Origin of the sequence: Streptomyces sp. NPDC096152 (assembly GCF_044763235.1) — a bacterium.
In the GTDB taxonomy this organism is placed as follows: Bacteria; Actinomycetota; Actinomycetes; order Streptomycetales; family Streptomycetaceae; genus Streptomyces.
Genome location: NZ_JBIWFW010000002.1, coordinates 916,919 through 933,150 on the forward strand (window position 1 = coordinate 916,919; position 16,232 = coordinate 933,150).

The 16,232-nt window shown below is 70.3% G+C and carries 17 protein-coding genes; 8 read left to right on the forward strand and 9 right to left on the reverse strand.

Features of this window, described 5'->3' with window-relative positions; genetic code table 11:
* Positions 1 to 576: 576 nt before the first annotated feature.
* The 3 genes from ACIQ9G_RS09805 to ACIQ9G_RS09815 all read right to left on the reverse strand — a co-directional run bounded on the left by ACIQ9G_RS09805 (position 577) and on the right by ACIQ9G_RS09815 (position 3,155).
* On the reverse strand, positions 577 to 1,914 hold the full coding sequence (locus tag ACIQ9G_RS09805; protein ID WP_403607772.1) for an MFS transporter: 1,338 nt from the start codon (positions 1,912 to 1,914) through the stop codon (positions 577 to 579).
* Positions 1,911 to 2,576 carry an ArsR/SmtB family transcription factor gene (locus ACIQ9G_RS09810; protein ID WP_403607774.1) on the reverse strand — a complete coding sequence of 222 codons (666 nt, stop codon included), beginning with the start codon at positions 2,574 to 2,576 and terminating at the stop codon, positions 1,911 to 1,913. The genes ACIQ9G_RS09805 and ACIQ9G_RS09810 overlap by 4 nt, the downstream gene beginning before the upstream one ends.
* A 147-nt stretch (positions 2,577 to 2,723) precedes the next feature.
* The gene (locus ACIQ9G_RS09815; RefSeq protein ID WP_403607776.1) at positions 2,724 to 3,155 is read right to left on the reverse strand and encodes an integrase; all 432 of its coding nucleotides are present in this window, start codon (positions 3,153 to 3,155) and stop codon (positions 2,724 to 2,726) included.
* A 295-nt stretch (positions 3,156 to 3,450) separates the two neighbouring features.
* Between ACIQ9G_RS09815 and ACIQ9G_RS09820 the strand changes: the two genes are divergently transcribed.
* The 3 genes from ACIQ9G_RS09820 (at position 3,451) to ACIQ9G_RS09830 (ending at position 6,369) form a co-directional block, all read left to right on the forward strand.
* On the forward strand, positions 3,451 to 3,618 hold the full coding sequence (locus ACIQ9G_RS09820; protein ID WP_403607777.1) for a hypothetical protein: 168 nt from the start codon (positions 3,451 to 3,453) through the stop codon (positions 3,616 to 3,618).
* A gap of 118 nt (positions 3,619 to 3,736) precedes the next feature.
* Positions 3,737 to 3,943 carry a DUF6417 family protein gene (locus ACIQ9G_RS09825; RefSeq protein ID WP_403607779.1) on the forward strand — a complete coding sequence of 69 codons (207 nt, stop codon included), beginning with the start codon at positions 3,737 to 3,739 and terminating at the stop codon, positions 3,941 to 3,943.
* Between the two features lie 1,139 nt (positions 3,944 to 5,082).
* Positions 5,083 to 6,369, forward strand: coding sequence for a NucA/NucB deoxyribonuclease domain-containing protein (locus ACIQ9G_RS09830; protein ID WP_403607781.1), 1,287 nt, complete (start codon positions 5,083 to 5,085; stop codon positions 6,367 to 6,369).
* A gap of 64 nt (positions 6,370 to 6,433) precedes the next feature.
* Here the strand turns inward: ACIQ9G_RS09830 and ACIQ9G_RS09835 are convergent, their stop codons facing one another.
* Positions 6,434 to 6,901, reverse strand: coding sequence for a hypothetical protein (locus tag ACIQ9G_RS09835; RefSeq protein WP_403607782.1), 468 nt, complete (start codon positions 6,899 to 6,901; stop codon positions 6,434 to 6,436).
* A 133-nt stretch (positions 6,902 to 7,034) separates the two neighbouring features.
* On the opposite strand from ACIQ9G_RS09835, the gene ACIQ9G_RS09840 reads away from it, so the two are divergent.
* Positions 7,035 to 8,236, forward strand: a protein-coding gene (locus ACIQ9G_RS09840) for an IS3 family transposase (RefSeq protein ID WP_403607784.1) whose coding sequence is annotated in 2 segments (ribosomal slippage) — positions 7,035 to 7,320 and positions 7,320 to 8,236 — 1,203 coding nt in all. Because the reading frame shifts where the segments join, the coding sequence is not laid out codon by codon here.
* Between the two features lie 20 nt (positions 8,237 to 8,256).
* Here the strand turns inward: ACIQ9G_RS09840 and ACIQ9G_RS09845 are convergent.
* The 4 genes from ACIQ9G_RS09845 to ACIQ9G_RS09860 all read right to left on the reverse strand — a co-directional run bounded on the left by ACIQ9G_RS09845 (position 8,257) and on the right by ACIQ9G_RS09860 (position 10,039).
* On the reverse strand, positions 8,257 to 8,535 hold the full coding sequence (locus tag ACIQ9G_RS09845; RefSeq protein WP_403607785.1) for a hypothetical protein: 279 nt from the start codon (positions 8,533 to 8,535) through the stop codon (positions 8,257 to 8,259).
* On the reverse strand, positions 8,520 to 8,831 hold the full coding sequence (locus tag ACIQ9G_RS09850; RefSeq protein WP_403607787.1) for an EamA family transporter: 312 nt from the start codon (positions 8,829 to 8,831) through the stop codon (positions 8,520 to 8,522). The genes ACIQ9G_RS09845 and ACIQ9G_RS09850 overlap by 16 nt, the downstream gene beginning before the upstream one ends.
* Positions 8,832 to 8,946: 115 nt before the next feature.
* Complete coding sequence (locus ACIQ9G_RS09855; protein WP_403607788.1) at positions 8,947 to 9,375, reverse strand: YbaK/EbsC family protein; 429 nt, start codon at positions 9,373 to 9,375, stop codon at positions 8,947 to 8,949.
* A 112-nt stretch (positions 9,376 to 9,487) separates the two neighbouring features.
* Complete coding sequence (locus ACIQ9G_RS09860; protein ID WP_403607789.1) at positions 9,488 to 10,039, reverse strand: GNAT family N-acetyltransferase; 552 nt, start codon at positions 10,037 to 10,039, stop codon at positions 9,488 to 9,490.
* A 51-nt stretch (positions 10,040 to 10,090) separates the two neighbouring features.
* Between ACIQ9G_RS09860 and ACIQ9G_RS09865 the strand changes: the two genes are divergently transcribed.
* From ACIQ9G_RS09865 to ACIQ9G_RS09880, 4 genes are all read left to right on the forward strand, one after another.
* The gene (locus ACIQ9G_RS09865) at positions 10,091 to 10,681 is read left to right on the forward strand and encodes a TetR/AcrR family transcriptional regulator (RefSeq protein ID WP_403607790.1); all 591 of its coding nucleotides are present in this window, start codon (positions 10,091 to 10,093) and stop codon (positions 10,679 to 10,681) included.
* 361 nt (positions 10,682 to 11,042) lie between these two features.
* Positions 11,043 to 11,582, forward strand: a complete 540-nt coding sequence (locus ACIQ9G_RS09870; RefSeq protein WP_359553583.1) for a 2Fe-2S iron-sulfur cluster-binding protein — start codon at positions 11,043 to 11,045, stop codon at positions 11,580 to 11,582.
* Positions 11,579 to 12,574: an FAD binding domain-containing protein gene (locus ACIQ9G_RS09875; protein WP_403607792.1), complete on the forward strand. Its 996-nt coding sequence runs from the start codon at positions 11,579 to 11,581 to the stop codon at positions 12,572 to 12,574. The genes ACIQ9G_RS09870 and ACIQ9G_RS09875 overlap by 4 nt, the downstream gene beginning before the upstream one ends.
* Before the next feature lie 34 nt (positions 12,575 to 12,608).
* A complete protein-coding gene (locus tag ACIQ9G_RS09880) occupies positions 12,609 to 14,927 on the forward strand; it encodes a xanthine dehydrogenase family protein molybdopterin-binding subunit (RefSeq protein ID WP_403607794.1) in 2,319 nt (772 codons plus the stop codon).
* Positions 14,928 to 15,155: 228 nt separating this feature from the next.
* Here ACIQ9G_RS09880 and ACIQ9G_RS09885 read toward each other — a convergent pair whose 3' ends face one another.
* On the reverse strand, positions 15,156 to 16,025 hold the full coding sequence (locus ACIQ9G_RS09885) for an IS5 family transposase (RefSeq protein WP_403607796.1): 870 nt from the start codon (positions 16,023 to 16,025) through the stop codon (positions 15,156 to 15,158).
* Positions 16,026 to 16,232: the final 207 nt, after the last annotated feature.

Here is a 16,232-nt window from a genome sequence, read left to right on the forward strand (position 1 = left end):
CCACCGAATACGCCGCCTTGTCAGAAGCGCTGAACGGCTGCCCTGATGTCCCGGTCACTGTAACGCTGGCCCGGTAGCCGGACGGAGAAATAGGCACCCGGCCAGTACGGTGGGCGAGCCGCGAACGGTGGCCGCTCCGGGTGCCGAGGATTGGGGACTACCTCCAAGGGACTGTCTGGCGCATGACCCTCCCTTCGGGCCTCCTGATCATTTCTGCCGAAGCGGTCGGCGATGCTCTGGATGCTGGGACGGGGGAGGGCTCGTAGCCTGGAGGTGCTCGGGGCCCGGCAGTGGAAGGTGCCTCGCATGCCTCGAACCATCTCCCCGCGCCCTGGCCGCCACCGACCCCTACTTCGGTCCGGCGCCATCTCCTTCGGCCTGGTCACTTCTCTGAATTAGCGCGAGGAGCTTCTAGCGGCTGACAGTGGGGAGCACCGAGCGGATCGTGGCCCTGGTCTCCGTCGCCGACCAGGACGACACCACGCTCGACCAGCAGGCACCTGTGTGTGCGTGAGGCGTGAGGACGGCCATAGGGAGCGGAAGGCAATCAGATGTTCGCCCTCCCTCCCGTAGGCGTTATGTCGCTACCTCCGCGCTGCCTTGCGAGGCGTCTTCCTTGGAATGATGCTTCACAACAGCCCGCCCACGCGTACGGTCTATCTCACGCCATTCCGGCCGCAGTCCAGCCAGATTCGTGGTGAGGAAGTACGCGGCGCCGCAGGCGAACAGCACCGGCACGAGTCCGGCAGCGGTTACCGCCGCCCCTGCGAGCAGCCCGCCGAGAGGGATGCCTGCCCAGGCCAGTGAGTCACCGAGCGCGTTGACCCGGCCCAGCATCCTGCGCGGCACCCGCTCGACGAGGACGGCTCCCAGCACTGGGTTGACGAAGCCGGCACCGAACCCACTGAGGGCGAAGACGGCCAGTACCGCCCCCAACGGGGCATCGAAGGCGAGGATCAGGAACCTCGGTGCCCCGGCCAGCAGGAACCCGGTGAGAACCACCATCCGCCGCCGCAGCCGATGCGCCAGCACCGCGGCGATCAGGCTTCCGCCGACCGCCGCGGCCCCCATCATGCTGCCCATCAGGCCGATCGCGGTCGGCCCGTTGCCGGACTCCCTGGCCCAGACGGGTACGAGCACTGAGGTGATCGCCGCGTCCAGCAGGTTGGTGATGGCGAGCATGACGATGAAGGTGAGCAGCAGCGGCTCGCTGCGCAGGAAGGTGAAGCCCTCGCCGAACCGCCGCCAGTAGCCCGGTCCCGTCTCCCCGGCCGGCGAGGGGGCGTCCTCGGCCGCGTGCCCCATGCCGCGAGGCAGCGCAAGTTTGATGATCATCGATCCGAGGGCGAAGCAGCCCGCGTTGACGGCGAGTCCGGTCAGGGGACCGAGCAGCGCCACCAGGGATCCGCCGACCGCCAGGCCGACGGTGGAGGCGAGCCGCTCGATCACACCGGCCAGACCGGTCGCCCGCTCCAGCGGAACCCGGCCGCGCTCGGCCGCCTCCGGGACCATCACCTCCTTGGCCAGGTCGCCCGGGCCCCGGGCCGCGCCGATCAGCGCGACCAGAACCAGCAGAAGGGGAAAGGGCAGCAGGTTCAGGGCGTGGAGCAGGGGAACCGCGGCGGCGGCGGTCGCGCTGGCCAGATCGGTCGTCCAGGAAACGGCCCGCGGGCCGATCCGGTCCACCAGCGGCCCGGTGAACGCCTTGACCACCACGTAGGGAGTCATCTCCCAGAAGGCGACCAGTCCGGTCTGGGTGGCGCTGCCGGTGGTGACGAGGACGAACCAGGGCAGTGCGACAACGGAGATCCGCGTGCCGGTCAGCGACACGGCCATGGCCGCCAGCACCCCGCCCAGCGGCCGTAAGGACCTCCTGCCGGGTATGCCGCCGGCCCCCGAGGCGTCGTCGGTCATGACGTCGGGCTTCCTTCCTCTTCCTGAGGACCGGAAGGGAGCGACGGCGCGGCAAGCGCATCAAGTTCGGGCAGGATCTGCGTGATCACGGCGACCCGTTCGGCTCCCTCGGGGGCACTTGCCGCCGTCTCCGGCGCGTCTCGCCGGTAGCGCGCGATGACTTCCGCCAACTCCCGGTACAGGGCGGCGGCTTCCTCGGGCGTGAGCCGCAAGGCCCAGTCGCTCATGTCGAAGGTGTTCCGCCATGCGCGGGGCATCGTCTGAAGCCCGTTCAGGGTCTGCTGCGTGCGCAGGGTGTAGATGGCGGCGACGGACTGCTGGTAGGCCAGCGCGGCCTCGGGCTCCCGCTCGACCAGCTCCGGATCGTTGAACCAGGTAGTCCGGTGCATCGAACGCCACCAGCGCTCTCGCGCGTTGCCGCGTTCAGTGTCCTCCTCAACGAAACCGGCCGCGCCGAGCTGCCGGAGGTGGTAGCTGGCCGTACCGGAATTCACCCCCAGCCGCTCCGCGAGGCGGGTGGCCGTCGACGGACCGTACTTCCGCAGCAGCCCGACCAGCTGCACGCGCACCGGATGCGCCAGGGCACGCAGCCCCTTGGCATCCAGGACAACCGCGTCCTCTTCGACGTTCGGGCCATTCGGCCTCTCCACTGCATCAGCCATGCGACACACCGTAGTCCGCAAAGAGTTCTTCGCAAAGAGATGTTCGCGAAGAACCCTTTGCGGTTCAGTTAGCTCTAGGTATCACTGCTCTTATCGTGCGCGGCGGCGCGCGGCCGGATCGGCAACGGAAGAGCAGGTGCCGAGGGACTATCGCTGTGCTGGCATGCCGAGGAGTACCGGCCCTCCTTCGGACGCCGTGTCAATCTGGCTGATCTTGGACTCAGCGCCGGTCAGGCTGATGCGGAGTCCTTCGATCTCGCCCAGCCAGCCTTCCTGTTCTGCCTCAGCAATGCGGTCGATGAGGTTGTCGCGGATCTCGACCAGACGGCCGCGCTGGGCGGGATCAGGGCGAAGAAGGGAGCAGCGGACGCAGGCGTGTTCGTGGATGCAGGCGGTGCCGTAGGCGCGGGCGCAGGTGCCGACGGAGAGCTTGCGGCGTTCGAAGTGGCCGAGGAAGTCCTCCCACTCGGTGTCGGTGGGGGTGCGGCATTCCTCTGCCGGCCGCAGGGCGCGGCGGCGGGTGATGAAGGCGCGATGGGCTTCGATGGTCTCTTCTGGGTAGATCGCGTTGTAGCCCATCGTGGTGTTGATGTTGGCGTGGCCGGCGATGACCTGCGCGATGTGAGGCGGGAGCCGGAGCGGATGGCATCGGTGATGAACAGGCGGCGGAAGTCGTGCGGCGCGAAGACCAGAGGCTGGCCGGTTGAGTCGGTGAGGCCGATGAAGACGAGGACCTCTCCGAGCGCGCTGGGGATGAACTCGCCCGACATGCGGGATCTCTCGCCGCCGCGGTCCCACTGGAACAGCAACGGGGACGGTGGGTTCCAGACGCGTTCCGGAGCCGGAGGCCGAGCCGGGCAAGGTGTTGGATCTGATGGCCGCGCTGAACGAATCCGTAGCCCGGGCCAAGGCATCGCGTGGCAAGCCGGGCGAGGCCGAGGTGCACGAGATACCAAGCCCGAAGAAGCAACCGGTCAAGAAGACCACCGCGAAGAAGACAGCGGCGAAGAAGACATCGGGGCGACGGCCGCGCAGCGCGTAGCCCAGCACGCTGGCAGGGGACTCCGCCTGCCGCACCGGCTGGTGTCTCCCTCTTCCGGGGTCGGTCTCCTTTCCGGTTGTGGGCTTGACCTTGTGGGCTCCGGGTACGTTGCTCGGTCATGGACGACGACGGCCTCTTCGATCTGCAGGCAGCGGACTTCGCTCCGCTGCAGACCACTGGTCCCCGACTGGCGCTGCTGACATTGGAAGAGGCACAGGACCTGCTGCGACTGCTGGTGACCATCGCACAGGAGGCTGGGCCGGTCTCGCCGGAGGCGGACCGTCTGGCGCGGGAGATCGCCGCCCGTATCCCCTCCGAGAACTGACCCGCGCCCGCCCCGGGGCCGAGACGAATCCACCTGCGGACATGGCGAAGGTGCGGCGGGCGGACCGGCCCAGTGACAGGCCCGGCACTCTAATGGTCAGATCTCCCTGTCCTGGTGAGCGCTTGTCGCCCGGGGTGCCGGAATCGGCGGGGTCGGCCGGGTGCAGGCCGGGCAGGGAGGTCAGGACGTCTTCGAGGCTCTGTGCTGCGCCCCAGACGGGCTCAGACGTGTCGAAGAGATCCCCGGCGGGCCGGTCGAGAGAACGGAACGGGCGGACGGAGTCCGGGTCCAGGGGTGGCATGTCGGCGGCGTAGGGCTTGTCGGCGGTGGCAGTGCCGCGTGGGGCGCTGCCACCGCTCTGCGGCCCGGTACGGTGGCGGCGGGCACGGGTCAGGGGACACGGTGCGCAGCAGTCGGGCTGTGGCTCGGGGTGCTGGCGGCCTCCTCGTGACGGCTGCCGCCAGCAGCGAGGCAGATACGCAGACCGCGGCGGCCCCGGCCTCTCGTGCCCTTCGGCCGCTGGCCGCTGGTATGCACTTGACGGGCCTGACAGGCGGCGTCCGTCCTTTTCAGGGCCGGCCTGCGATGTGATGATGTTGCCGCATTTCGGCCGCAGCAGGGGCACAGTGCGGTCCTCGACCGTGGGCTTCAGCAGCTTCGCTCCGGTGGGTGTTGGCGGCCGAGTAGCACCCGGCCACCCGCCCCCTCACCAGCGGCTCCACCACACAACCTCATGGCCTACCGTCCCCGGCGCTCACGCTGGCTACCTCCGGGAACCCGGCACCGAACTGCCCCTTTCAGGCCAGGGATTCGCCCACTGCATCAGCGCGCTGCTCGCCCCGGCGGACCCGCTCGCCATCCGGACAGCCCCCCAGTTGCCGCGGCCCGCACGGCACAGAGCACACCTCAGGCCGGTCGGACGTCGCGAACACTCCCTTGCGCTCGCTCATTTGTTCGGAAAGGTGTGGGGTGACCAGGTGTCAGGCGTGAGGCCCGGCACCGCACATGTTCCGGGGGTTCGTTTGATGAAAAGAGCGTGGTGGCGGCTTGGTCGAGGGGTTCTGACGGCGGGGACAGCGCTCGCGGTGGCGTCGGGGGTTGCGCCGGCGGCGAGCGCGGGCGGCCAGGCGGAATTGCGGATGGAGTCCTATGTCCTGCCCGCAGGGGCGGCCAAGCCGTCTTTGCAGGACTTGCGGAGCGGATCGGGGATGCAGCGCCTTCAGGAATTGGCGGCGCAGGCGGAGCCTGAGGCGCGTCTCCCCCTGGAGACGGTCGGCCCGGCGGCGTCGTATGCGCCGCTGTCGCACAGGGCGTCGGGTGTGGTGCCTGTCTCGCACGGTGCGCTGGCGGGTACGTCGGCGACCGCTCCGGAACCGGCGAGGACGATGACGTTCGACGAGTGCAAGAAGGGCCTGGGTAGCGACAAGTCGTTCTTCGTCAAGTCGCGGTTCGCGGTATGCGACGGCGCGTCGTTTCTGCAGACGTGGGTGCGCAACAACCAGCCGGTCGGCGAGAGCATGTTCAACGTCCGCGTCGTCGGCACGATCGCCAAGAACAGCCGCACGATCGACTTCCGCTACTACTTCACCGACTTCGCCACGACCGGCACCACCGGCGCGGCAACCATGCCGATCACGACCAAGGGCAACATCCCGCAGAGCTGGCCGGCCGGCGCCAAGTACACCCGCGGCGGGCAGATGCCGGGGACGAAGACCTTCACGCAGCTCAAGGCCCAGCGCACCTTCCACGAAACGGTCACCGCAAAGCCCGGGCAGGGCAGCAGAAGCCTGGACGTGCTCTTCGCCGTCTATGAACCGGCCATCAGCTACGCGCCGCCGCCCGGGTGGACCATGACCGGCGGACAGGGAGGCAAGCTGTTCATGCTCGCTCCCCGCTGGGAATCCGCCTCCTACCTGGCCAACTCCACCGGCGGCGGCAACCCGCACAAGAAGGGCGCAGCCACCTTCAGCTACGTCACCGCCCTCGCCCTCAGCGCGAAGCAGGGCGCCGAGGAGCAGGCCGAGGCCGCACACATCCGCCAGGCCTTCCTCGTCCCGCAGGACACCAAGCCCTACATGTCGGCGAAGAAGGTGCCCGGCCAGACGGCGAAAGACCCCCTGCACCGCACAGTCAGCAGTGCCCGCATCGACAAGAACCGCGCCGCCGCGGTCAAGCAGTGCAAACGGTACTGGGGCCCCAACTATGCCAGCGGCGGCAAGGAGTGCGATGAGTACCCCTTCGCCAGCACCTACGAGGGAGCCGCAGAAGCCGAGTACGACCCGGAAGTGAGAAAGTTCAACTTCTCCGTCAAGCCCATCCCGAAGGACGACAACCAGGCCGGCGGCCTCCTCCTGAAGAGCTTCTACGCCAAGAACCGCATCATCGACGGGCTGGACGACGGCTTCATCGTCAAGATCGTCTCCTAACCTGACTTACCTGCGGCGGGGAGCGCAACCAGAACCTGTCGCTCCCGCCGCAGCGAACCTCTTCCTACGCCTTGGCTGGCCAGAACTGGATGAGGTAGCGCTCCACCCCATAACCGGTGCCTTCGCCTTCCGACAAGGCCGCAGCTTCGGCCCGGCCGACGCAGCAGACGCGGACACGCCATGACCCGCCGCAATCCGCCAACGTGATGACATCCTCGGACCGGCCCGTAAGCATGGACCACACGGCGACCTGACCGGACGTCGACTCGAAGTCGGCCTCAGCCTGCTCATCCCAGCCGGCCGCATCCTGCATAGGCGCGGGCCCGTCCCATACCTCGATGTCCACCGTAGCGGTGTGGGTGTGGCCGCCGCTGGTGATGTCCAGCCGCCCGGGATGCGTACTGAGGAAAACGCCGGTGTCGAACTCGTCCGGAAAGGGAACAGGCAGGTCAGCGTCGTCAGACTCCTGCAGCCCGAAAGCGTAATACCCCACATACGCACCCACGCGCTGCTGCCGGACGAGCTGTGCCACGAGCTTCCCCCTCGGTGTTGAGCAGTTGGCATTACCGGGATGGTAAGCCCGCCTCCACACGGCTCCGGGGCTTGACCCGGGATCTTGGACACCCGAGACACTTGGATCTTGAGTCCAGGAGAACGGATGTCCCGTGGTCATGAAGCACTATCCGCCGGAGTTCAAGGCGGACGCGGTCGCGTTGTACGAGTCGCGGCCGGAAGCGACGATCAGGTCGGTCGCCGCTGATCTGGGGGTGAACCCGGAGACGTTGCGGAACTGGGTCCGGGCGGCCGGAGCGAGCCGGCCACGGGGACGCCGGGCGGAAGCGCACGCCGAGCCGCCCACGCCGCTGGAGGCGGAGAACGCGGCCCTGCGCAAGAAGGTCCGCGAGTTGGAGGAGGAACGCGAGATCCTGCGGAAGGCTGCGAAGTATTTCGCCGGGGAGACGCGCTGGTGAACCGCTTCCAGTTCGTCGCCGACCACCAGCGCCGCTACGGCGTGAAGCGGCTGTGCACGATCCTCGGCATCGCCCGCTCCAGCTTCTACTACTGGCGCCGCACCGCCGCGGACCGGGCCGCCCGGCAGGCGGCCGACGCCGCTCTCGCCGCACGGATACGGGCCGTGCACCGCGAGTCGGACGGCACCTACGGCGTCCCCAGGATCACCGCCGAGCTCCGCGAGGACGGCGAACGCATCAACCACAAGCGGATCGCGCGGGTGATGCGAAGCATGGGCCTGGCAGGCGTGCGGCTGCGTCGCAGGCACCGCACCACCATCGCGGACACGGCCGCGGTGAAGGACCCGGATCTGATCGGCCGCGACTTCACCGCGAGCGAGCCGAACACGAAGTACGTCGGCGACATCACCTATCTCCCCGTGGACGGCGGGAAGTTCCTCTACCTGGCCACCGTCATCGACCTCGCCTCACGCCGCCTCGTCGGCTGGGCAATCGCAGATCACATGCGCACTGACCTCGTCATCGACGCCCTGACCGCCGCCGAACGCACCCGCGGCAGCCTCGCCGGAGCGGTCATGCACACCGACCACGGCGCCCAGTACACCAGCCGGGCGTTCGCCGACGCCTGCCGCAGAGTCGGCGTCCGTCAGTCCATGAGCGCGGTCGGCAGCTCGGCCGACAACGCACTTGCCGAGTCCTTCAACGCCACGTTCAAACGCGAGACGCTCCAGGATCGCAAGCATTGGTTCAGCGAGCGCGAAGCCCGCCTCGACGCGTTCCGCTGGCTCAACCGCTACAACACCCGACGCCGTCACTCCCGCCTCGGGCACCGCAGCCCGATCGCTTACGAGACAGCGTCCGAAACAACATCAACTACGCTGGCACCAGCCGCATAACCCGTCTCCAGGACTCGGGGTCAGGGCCCCGCCATGGAGTAACCCGTGCTCTGGATCACCGGGAGGCCTGCGGCCTGGGTCTTGCCGGATAGCACATTGCCCAGGCAGAACACCACGGTTCCCAGGAGCGAGAGGACTATGCCCCGGCCTGTTCCGGAAGCGAGGTCGAGGCCGGTGAGGTCGGGCCAGAACACGATGCCGATGCCCAGCAGGCCCACCGCACCGCCGGCCGGGACTCGTCCAGCGACGGTGCGGCGGAAGAACAGGCGCGCGAATACGGTGTTCACCGGGAGCGACATGGCGAAAATGAGAGAGACGAGTCCTGTGGCGAGGTCCTGCTCGCGAAGTAGAAGCACACGAAGTTGGTGGAGAACATCAGCGCGCCCGTGAGGGCGAACTGTGTGTGGACGCGCGGCGGGTAGCGCAGGGGCAGACCGCGTAAGGCGGCCCATGCCAGCATCACCGCGGCGGCCAGCGCGAACCGGTAGGCGATCGAAGCCGTCGGGTGGACTTCTCCGAGCTGTCCCTTGATCGCCAGCCAGGTGGAACCCCAAATCGCCACCGTCAGTACGTACAGGCCGCCGTTCACATGCATCCTCCGTTCCGGCAGGGCCGCCGACCGCCGGGGACGACGGCCACGGGATCGGGTACTGGTCGGTGTTGCCGCGGAAGGCTGGGCAAGGCCGGCGCGCAGGGGCCGCCTGCCGGGTTCAGTCGTCGGCGACCACGGCGGCCTCGCCGCCGGTTAGCTTCACCAGCTCCGTGAACGTGGTACGGAAGACGGTGTGCGGCATGCCGGCGCCCGCCCAGAGGTGCGGATACTCCTCCAGCGCGGCATCGACCAGCGTGCGCACCGGCCGGGGATGGCCCACCGGCGCCACGCCCCCGACCTCCTGGCCGGTCACCGCCAGGACGAACGCGGGATCGGCGCGGCGGATCCTGCCGCGGCCCACCCCCAGGAGACGGGCCACCAGGCGGGTGTCCACCCGGTGGGCTCCGCTGGTCAGGACGAGCAGGGGCTCCTCGTCGACGGAGAAGACCAGGCTGTTGGCGATCGCTCCCACCGCGCAGCCGAGCTGGGCGGCTGTTGCCGCGGCAGTGGGTGCCGCAGCCGGGAGCTCGACCACGTCGCCGGTCATGCCGTGCTCCCGCAGGACAGCACGCACTCGTCGTACCCTCTCGTGCACAATGACTCCCGTTTCGCAAGGTTGTTGAAGCGACGGCGTGCCTGCCGGGCGAGGCCGTCGCCGGTCACCGGTCCAGGGCTCGCCATTCGGGGGCAAGGACCGCCCAGAGCTGCTTGTCGTAGCGCACGCCCTGGTACGGCCATGCCTCGCGGCGCACCCCCTCCAGCGTCATGCCGAGCCGCTTGGCCACCGCCGAGCTGCGGTCGTTGTCGGCCCGGCAGTGCCATTCGGCCCGGTGCAGCCCCCGAGACGTGAACGCCCAGTCCAGCAACGCGCCGCACGCCTGCGTGACCAGACCGTGGCCCTCGGCGGACGGCTCAAGCCAGCAGCCGATCTCACACGCGCCGGCAGTGGCATCGAACGCGGTGAACATCACGCCGCCGACCAGCAGTTGGTCCCGCCAGATGCCGTACAGGCGGGCACCGTCACCGGCCTGGCGTTCGGCATACCGCGTCAGTGTGGCCCGTGCCCCGCTCACGTCGTCGGTGACGAACGCGGAGCCGACCCAGGGCCGAATGTGCTCGCGGGCCCGGTCCAGATGATCGGCGAATTCCTCGGCATGCCAGACCTCCAGCGGACCGAGGTGAGCACCGTCGCGCAGCGACGCCGAGAACATGCAACCCTCCCCATTCACATAACAAGCGTTACGGCAATGTACCGTGGCAGCATGCCACGCACCAAGGGAGATCACGAGGCCCGCCGACGCGACGTCTCCGCAGCGGTCTGGCAGGTCATGGCCACCCGCGGCTTCGCCGGCCTGACCCTGCGCGCCGTCGCCGCCGAACTCGGCGCGACCACCGGCCTGCTCACGCACTACTTCCCGACCAAACACGCGCTGGTGGAGTACGCCCTCGGCCTGCTCGAACAGCGCACCGCCTCCCGCCCCCGCCGCCACACGGGCGAAGGTCTGGCCGCCCTCAGGGACGCGCTGCTGGACATCCTCCCGCTGACCCCCGAGGCCACCGACAGCAACCGCATCTGGGTCTCCTCCTGGGACACCGCACTCTCCGACCCCACCCTGAGCACCGACTACGCCCGCAAGTACGCGCAAAGCCGGGACCGGCTGAGCGAGCGGGTGGCCGCGGCCCAGGAGCTCGGCGAACTGCCCCCCGGCGACCCCGCCCAGATCGCGGCCGGGGCCCAGGCCTTCATCCTCGGCCTGGTGGTCCAGGCGTTGTTCGACCCGGGAGCGCTCCCGCCCCAGCGGCAGGTCGAGCTCCTGGACGGCTACCTGGCCGCCCTGACCGCCTCGCGCTGATCAACGACGATCACTCGGCGCGGGCCGGCGGTCTCCTCGACGCCCACTGATCACCGGCGCCGTCACCGTGTCCGAGCCCGGCGCGACCAACGGCACGTCGTCGGCACAGTTCCGGCGAGGATTCTCCGTCCCAACGGGATCGGTGGAGGCGCCCATCACAGCGGGCGTCCATACCGTGTGCGTAATCGTCCTCGTGGCAGCCTTGGTCAGCCTCGTACTGGCCGCCTTTCCGCCACGCAACGGCACACGCCACGCTTCGGCAGGGGCAGGGGGCACGGAGTGGCCGGGACGTGTGAGGCGTCGCAGCCTGGATACGCGGTGTGCACGGACACCACGACCCGTCCGGAAGACCCTCCCTGCCATGACCAGCGAAAAACCGCTCGACCCGCACTCGGAGATCACCCTCCGGGTCAACGGCAAACCCCATACCCTGCTCGTCGACCACCGGCGGGTCCTGCTGGACCTGCTCCGCGAGGACCTGGGCCTCACCGGGTCCAAGAAGGGCTGCGACCACGGCCAGTGCGGCGCCTGCACCGTCCTGGTGGACGGGCGCCGCGTCAACGGCTGTCTGCTGCTCGCCGTCACCCTCGACGGCAGCGAGGTCACCACCATCGAGGGCCTCGGCGGCGACGGCGAGGAACCGCACCCCCTCCAGCGGGCCTTCCTGGAACGCGACGCCTTCCAGTGCGGCTACTGCACACCCGGGCAGATCTGCTCCGCCGTGGGCATGATCGCCGAGGCCGCTGCCGGTCACCCGTCCCACGTCACCGACCCGGCGGAGCCCTCCGGCCGGCCCGTGCCGCTGGACGGGACCGAGATCCGCGAGCGGCTCAGCGGCAACCTGTGCCGGTGCGGCGCCTATCCGCGCATCGTCGAGGCGGTGGAGGACGTGATCGGGTGAAAGGCTTCGGATACCTCAGGCCCACCGGCGTCGAGGAGGCCGTCGAGGCCTACGCGGCCCACCCTGGCGCCCACTTCCTCGCCGGCGGCACCAACCTCGTCGACCTCATGAAACTCGGCGTGGAGACCCCTGGCGTCCTCATCGACGTCGGCCGGCTGCCGCTGGACTCGGTCGAGGAACTGCCGGACGGCGCGCTGCGCGTAGGCGCCACCGTCCGCAACAGCGATCTCGCCGCCCACCCGCTGGTCCGCGACCGCTACCCGGTGCTGTCCCAGGCGCTCCTCGCGGGCGCCTCCGGACAGCTCCGCAACGCCGCCACGACAGGCGGCAACCTGCTCCAGCGCACCCGCTGCCCCTACTTCCAGGACCTCGACAAACCCTGCAACAAGCGGCAGCCGGGCAGCGGCTGTGGTGCCCGCGACGGCGTGCACCGCGACCACGCCGTGCTGGGCCACTCCCCGCACTGCATCGCCACCCACCCCTCCGACATGGCCGTCGCCCTGGCGGCCCTCGACGCCCGGGTCGAGCTGTACGGCGCCGAGGGCGGCCGCAGCATCCCGGTGGCCGACTTCCACCGGCTGCCCGGGGTCCGTCCGGAGCGGGACACCGAGATCCGCCCCGGTGAGCTGATCACCGGCGTCCTGCTGCCGGCCGCCCGGGCCGGTGTGCCCTCCGCCTACCGCAAGGCCCGCGACCGTGCCTCGTACGCCTTCGCCCTGGCCTCCGTGGCCGTCGTCCTGCGGGTCGCGGACGGCGTCGTGGACCAGGTGGGGCTCGCCTTCGGCGGCCTCGCCCACCGGCCCTGGCGAGCCCACCACGCGGAGACGGCGCTGCTGGGCGCGGCGGCGACCCCCGAGGCCTTCGAGGGCGCCGTGGCCCTGGAACTGGACCGCGCCGAGCCGTTGCGCGACAACGCCTACAAGGTGCCCCTCGCCCGCAACCTCGCCCTGGACGTCCTGAACCGCCTCGCCCCCGCACCCGCGACGGCCTGACCTCTTCCGGACCCGGCCGACCCCAGGAGAACCGATGGCGAACGCCCCACTGGAGCACGGCGGCCCGCTGCCCGGGACCGATCTGCCGCACGACGATCCGATGGCCGCCACCGGACCGGCCCGGGACGATCCGCGGGCCGGCGCCGCTCTGCCGCACGACGACCTCGTCACCCGCGCCGCCTCCGCCGCCTCGGGTGAGTCCGGCGAGGGCCGGCAGCCCCGTACCGGCGCCCTGGAGCAGGACCCCCACCCCAACCCCCGCACCGGCACCGCCCTCGGGGCGCCCGCCGGGCGGCGGGAAGGGCGGGAGAAGGTCACCGGTAACGCCCGTTACGCCGCCGAGTACCCGGTGCCCGGCCGCGTCCACGCCTGGCCCGTGCCGGCGGCCGTGGCCCGGGGCCGGGTCACCGGCGTGGACACCTCGGCCGCGCTCGCGCTGTCCGGCGTCCTCGCCGTGCTGACCCCCGGCGACGCCCCGCGCCTCGGCGAGACGGACGACGCCACCCTCGCCGTCCTGCAGAACCGCCACGTGCCGCACCGGGGCTGGTGCGTCGCCCTGGCTGTCGCCGAGACCCTGGAGGCGGCCCGCGCCGCCGCCCGGGCCGTCCGCGTCGGCTACGCCACCGAGCACCACGACGTCGTACTCCGCCCCGACCACCCGGACGCCTACGAGCCCGAAGGGGGCGCTCAGCCGGGCCGCCTCGAACACGGCGACCCGTACGGCGCCTTCGCCGCCGCCGACGTCCGCGTGGACACCGAGTACCGGGTGCCGCCCCTGCACAACCACCCCATGGAACCGCACGCGAGCACCGCGCACTGGGACGGCGACCGGCTGACCGTGTACACCTCCAGCCAGGGCAGCACGACCGTCCAGTCCGTGCTCGCCGGTCTCTTCGACCTGCCCGAGGAGCACGTCACCGTGGTGGCCGAGCACGTCGGCGGCGGCTTCGGCTCCAAGGGCACCCCGCGCCCCGACGTCGTCCTCGCCGCCATGGCCGCACGGCACACCGGCCGGCCGGTCACGGTGGCCTACCCCCGCCGGTACATGCCCACCGTCGTCGGCCACCGGGCCCCCACCCTGCACCGGCTGCGCCTCGGCGCCACCGCCGACGGACACCTCACCGCGGTGCTGCACGAGGTCACCACGCACACCTCGCACGTCAGGGAGTACGTGGAGCAGGCCGCGGTGCCGTCCCGCGTCATGTACACCGCCCAGCACCTGCTCAGCTCCCACCGGGTGGTGCCGCTGGACGTCCCCAGCCCGTCCTGGATGCGCGCCCCCGGCGAGGCCCCCGGCATGTACGCCCTGGAGTCGGCGGTCGACGAACTCGCCGGGGCCCTCGGCGTGGACCCCGTCGAGCTGCGGATCCGCAACGAGCCGGAGAGGGAACCCGGCAGCGGCAAGCCGTTCAGCAGCCGGCACCTCGCCGAGTGCCTGCGCGAGGGCGCCCGCCGCTTCGGCTGGGACCGGCGCGACCCGCGCCCGCGCTCCCGGACCGAGGGCCCACTGCTCATCGGCACCGGAGTGGCCGCGGCGACCTACCCGGTCCTGATCCGGCCGTCGACCGCCACGGCCCAGGCCCTGCCCGACGGCACCTTCCTCATCAGGGTGAACGCGGCCGACATCGGCACCGGCGCGCGCACCGTCCTCGCCCAGGTCGCCGCCGATGCCCTCGGCGCGCCCCTGGACCGGGTGCGCACCGAGGTGGGCCGCAGCGACCTGCCCCCGGCGTCGCTGGCCGGCGACTCCTCCGGCACCGCCTCATGGGGCTGGGCCGTGCACGAGGCGTGCGCCGCCCTGGCGGCCCGGCTCGCCGAGCACCCGGGTCCGCTGCCCGCCGAGGGTCTCCTGGTCAGTTCCGACACCGCCGGCCGGGCGGACGCCGACTCCCCGTACGCCCGGCACGCCTTCGGCGCCCACTTCGCCGAGGTCGCCGTCGACACCGTCACCGGCGAGGTACGGGCCCGCAGGATGCTCGGCGTCTTCGCCGCCGGGCGGATCCTCAACGCCCGCACCGCGCGCTCCCAGTTCGTCGGCGGCATGATCATGGGCCTGGGCATGGCCCTGACCGAGGGCAGCACCATGGACGCCCCGTTCGGCGACTTCACCGAGGCCGACCTCGCCTCCTACCACGTGCCCGCCCACGCCGACGTCCCCGGCATCGAGGCCGACTGGATCGAGGAGGACGACCCGCACCTCAACCCCATGGGCAGCAAGGGCATCGGCGAGATCGGCATCGTCGGGACCGCCGCCGCCCTCGGCAACGCCGTCCACCACGCCACCGGCATCCGGTTCCGCGAACTCCCCCTCACCCCGGACCGCGTCCTCACCGGCCTGCTGGCCGAACGGTGACGACCGCGACGAGGGACACCGGAAGGGGAACCGCCCGAGTGCCGGGGCTGCTGTGGGAGTACGAGGGCTACGACCCCGCCGAGGAACGCCTGCGGGAGTCTGTGCACCCTGGGCAACGGCTACTTGGGTGCGGCTCTTCCTCAGTGAGCTGGTGATGCCGTGCGCCGTTGCCGTGCGTGCGCGGACGGCGGATCGTCGTGTTCTGAGAGGTCGTTTTCTCCCGTTGTTTCATCCCGGAATCTGGTGTTTGGTCTGCGGTGTCGGGTCGCGCCAGGAGATGGTGTTCTCGCCAGTAAGGCGGCGGGCCATGAGGTCGGTCATGGCGATGTGGATCATGGCTTCGGAGCGGACGGGCAGGGTCTCGTAGTCGCGGGCCAGCCGACGGTGGAGCATGAGCCAGCCGTAGGTCCGCTCGACCACCCACCGTTTCGGAATCGGGGTGAAGCCCCTGGTACCGGGCTTGCGTTGAATGATTTCCATGTCGATGCCGAGGGCGGCTGCGTGCTCGACGAGGTGCTGGCGGTATCCGCCATCGACCCACACCTTGCGGATGCGGGGATGTTCGGCGGCGACCTGGTCCAGGAGCTGGGTGCCGGCGATGGAGTCCTGCACGCTCGCCGCAGCGACCAGCACGGCGAGGAGAAGGCCGATCGTGTCGGTGACGATGCTCCGCTTCCTGCCCACGATCTTCTTCCCGGCGTCGATGCCCTGGCTGGAGGCGAGCGCGCTGGTGGAGGTTTTCACGCTCTGCGCGTCGATCACGCAGGCCGACGGTTCGGCCTCCCTTCCCTCCTTCTCTCGCAAGAGTTGCCTGAGCAGGCCGTTGAGCTGGGCGAACACGCCTTCTTGCTGCCACCTGGCGAAGTATCCGTAGACCGTGTTCCAGTGCGGGAAGTCATGCGGGAGGTAGCGCCACTGAACCCCGGTGCGGTCCACGTACAAGATCGCGTCCATGATGTCGCGCAGGTCGTGCTCGGGCGGCCGGCCGAAGTCCAGGGCCCGGCCGCGGCGCTCGAAACGCCAGGCCGCCAGGACCGGTTCGATCAACTCCCAGCGGGCATCGGACAGATCACTCGGATACGGGCGTCGCTTCGGCATGCTTCCGGCGTACCGCCGCGAACCGAGTGCGCCCAGTCGCACAGAAACGGCGGGCGAAGCACACAACCCCGAAGACCGGGCATCCTGGGATGAGACAGGATCACGCCCCTTTCCGTCCCATCCGCAACACCCCACGACTCGCCGGCATCGACGATCTCTACGACCCCGCCCGTACCGTCATCCACCACTCGAGGATTCATCCGATAA

Coding starts and splice junctions, on each gene's coding strand:
- ACIQ9G_RS09865 (WP_403607790.1), top strand. CDS start 10,091: ATGCCACGCACCAAGGGAGATCACGAGGCCCGCCGACGCGACGTCTCC.
- ACIQ9G_RS09810 (WP_403607774.1), bottom strand. CDS start 2,576: ATGGCTGATGCAGTGGAGAGGCCGAATGGCCCGAACGTCGAAGAGGAC.
- ACIQ9G_RS09830 (WP_403607781.1), top strand. CDS start 5,083: ATGGAGTCCTATGTCCTGCCCGCAGGGGCGGCCAAGCCGTCTTTGCAG.
- ACIQ9G_RS09880 (WP_403607794.1), top strand. CDS start 12,609: ATGGCGAACGCCCCACTGGAGCACGGCGGCCCGCTGCCCGGGACCGAT.
- ACIQ9G_RS09860 (WP_403607789.1), bottom strand. CDS start 10,039: ATGTTCTCGGCGTCGCTGCGCGACGGTGCTCACCTCGGTCCGCTGGAG.
- ACIQ9G_RS09885 (WP_403607796.1), bottom strand. CDS start 16,025: ATGCCGAAGCGACGCCCGTATCCGAGTGATCTGTCCGATGCCCGCTGG.
- ACIQ9G_RS09815 (WP_403607776.1), bottom strand. CDS start 3,155: ATGGGCTACAACGCGATCTACCCAGAAGAGACCATCGAAGCCCATCGC.
- ACIQ9G_RS09845 (WP_403607785.1), bottom strand. CDS start 8,535: ATGTCGCTCCCGGTGAACACCGTATTCGCGCGCCTGTTCTTCCGCCGC.
- ACIQ9G_RS09820 (WP_403607777.1), top strand. CDS start 3,451: ATGGCCGCGCTGAACGAATCCGTAGCCCGGGCCAAGGCATCGCGTGGC.
- ACIQ9G_RS09850 (WP_403607787.1), bottom strand. CDS start 8,831: ATGCATGTGAACGGCGGCCTGTACGTACTGACGGTGGCGATTTGGGGT.
- ACIQ9G_RS09870 (WP_359553583.1), top strand. CDS start 11,043: ATGACCAGCGAAAAACCGCTCGACCCGCACTCGGAGATCACCCTCCGG.
- ACIQ9G_RS09805 (WP_403607772.1), bottom strand. CDS start 1,914: ATGACCGACGACGCCTCGGGGGCCGGCGGCATACCCGGCAGGAGGTCC.
- ACIQ9G_RS09855 (WP_403607788.1), bottom strand. CDS start 9,375: ATGACCGGCGACGTGGTCGAGCTCCCGGCTGCGGCACCCACTGCCGCG.
- ACIQ9G_RS09825 (WP_403607779.1), top strand. CDS start 3,737: ATGGACGACGACGGCCTCTTCGATCTGCAGGCAGCGGACTTCGCTCCG.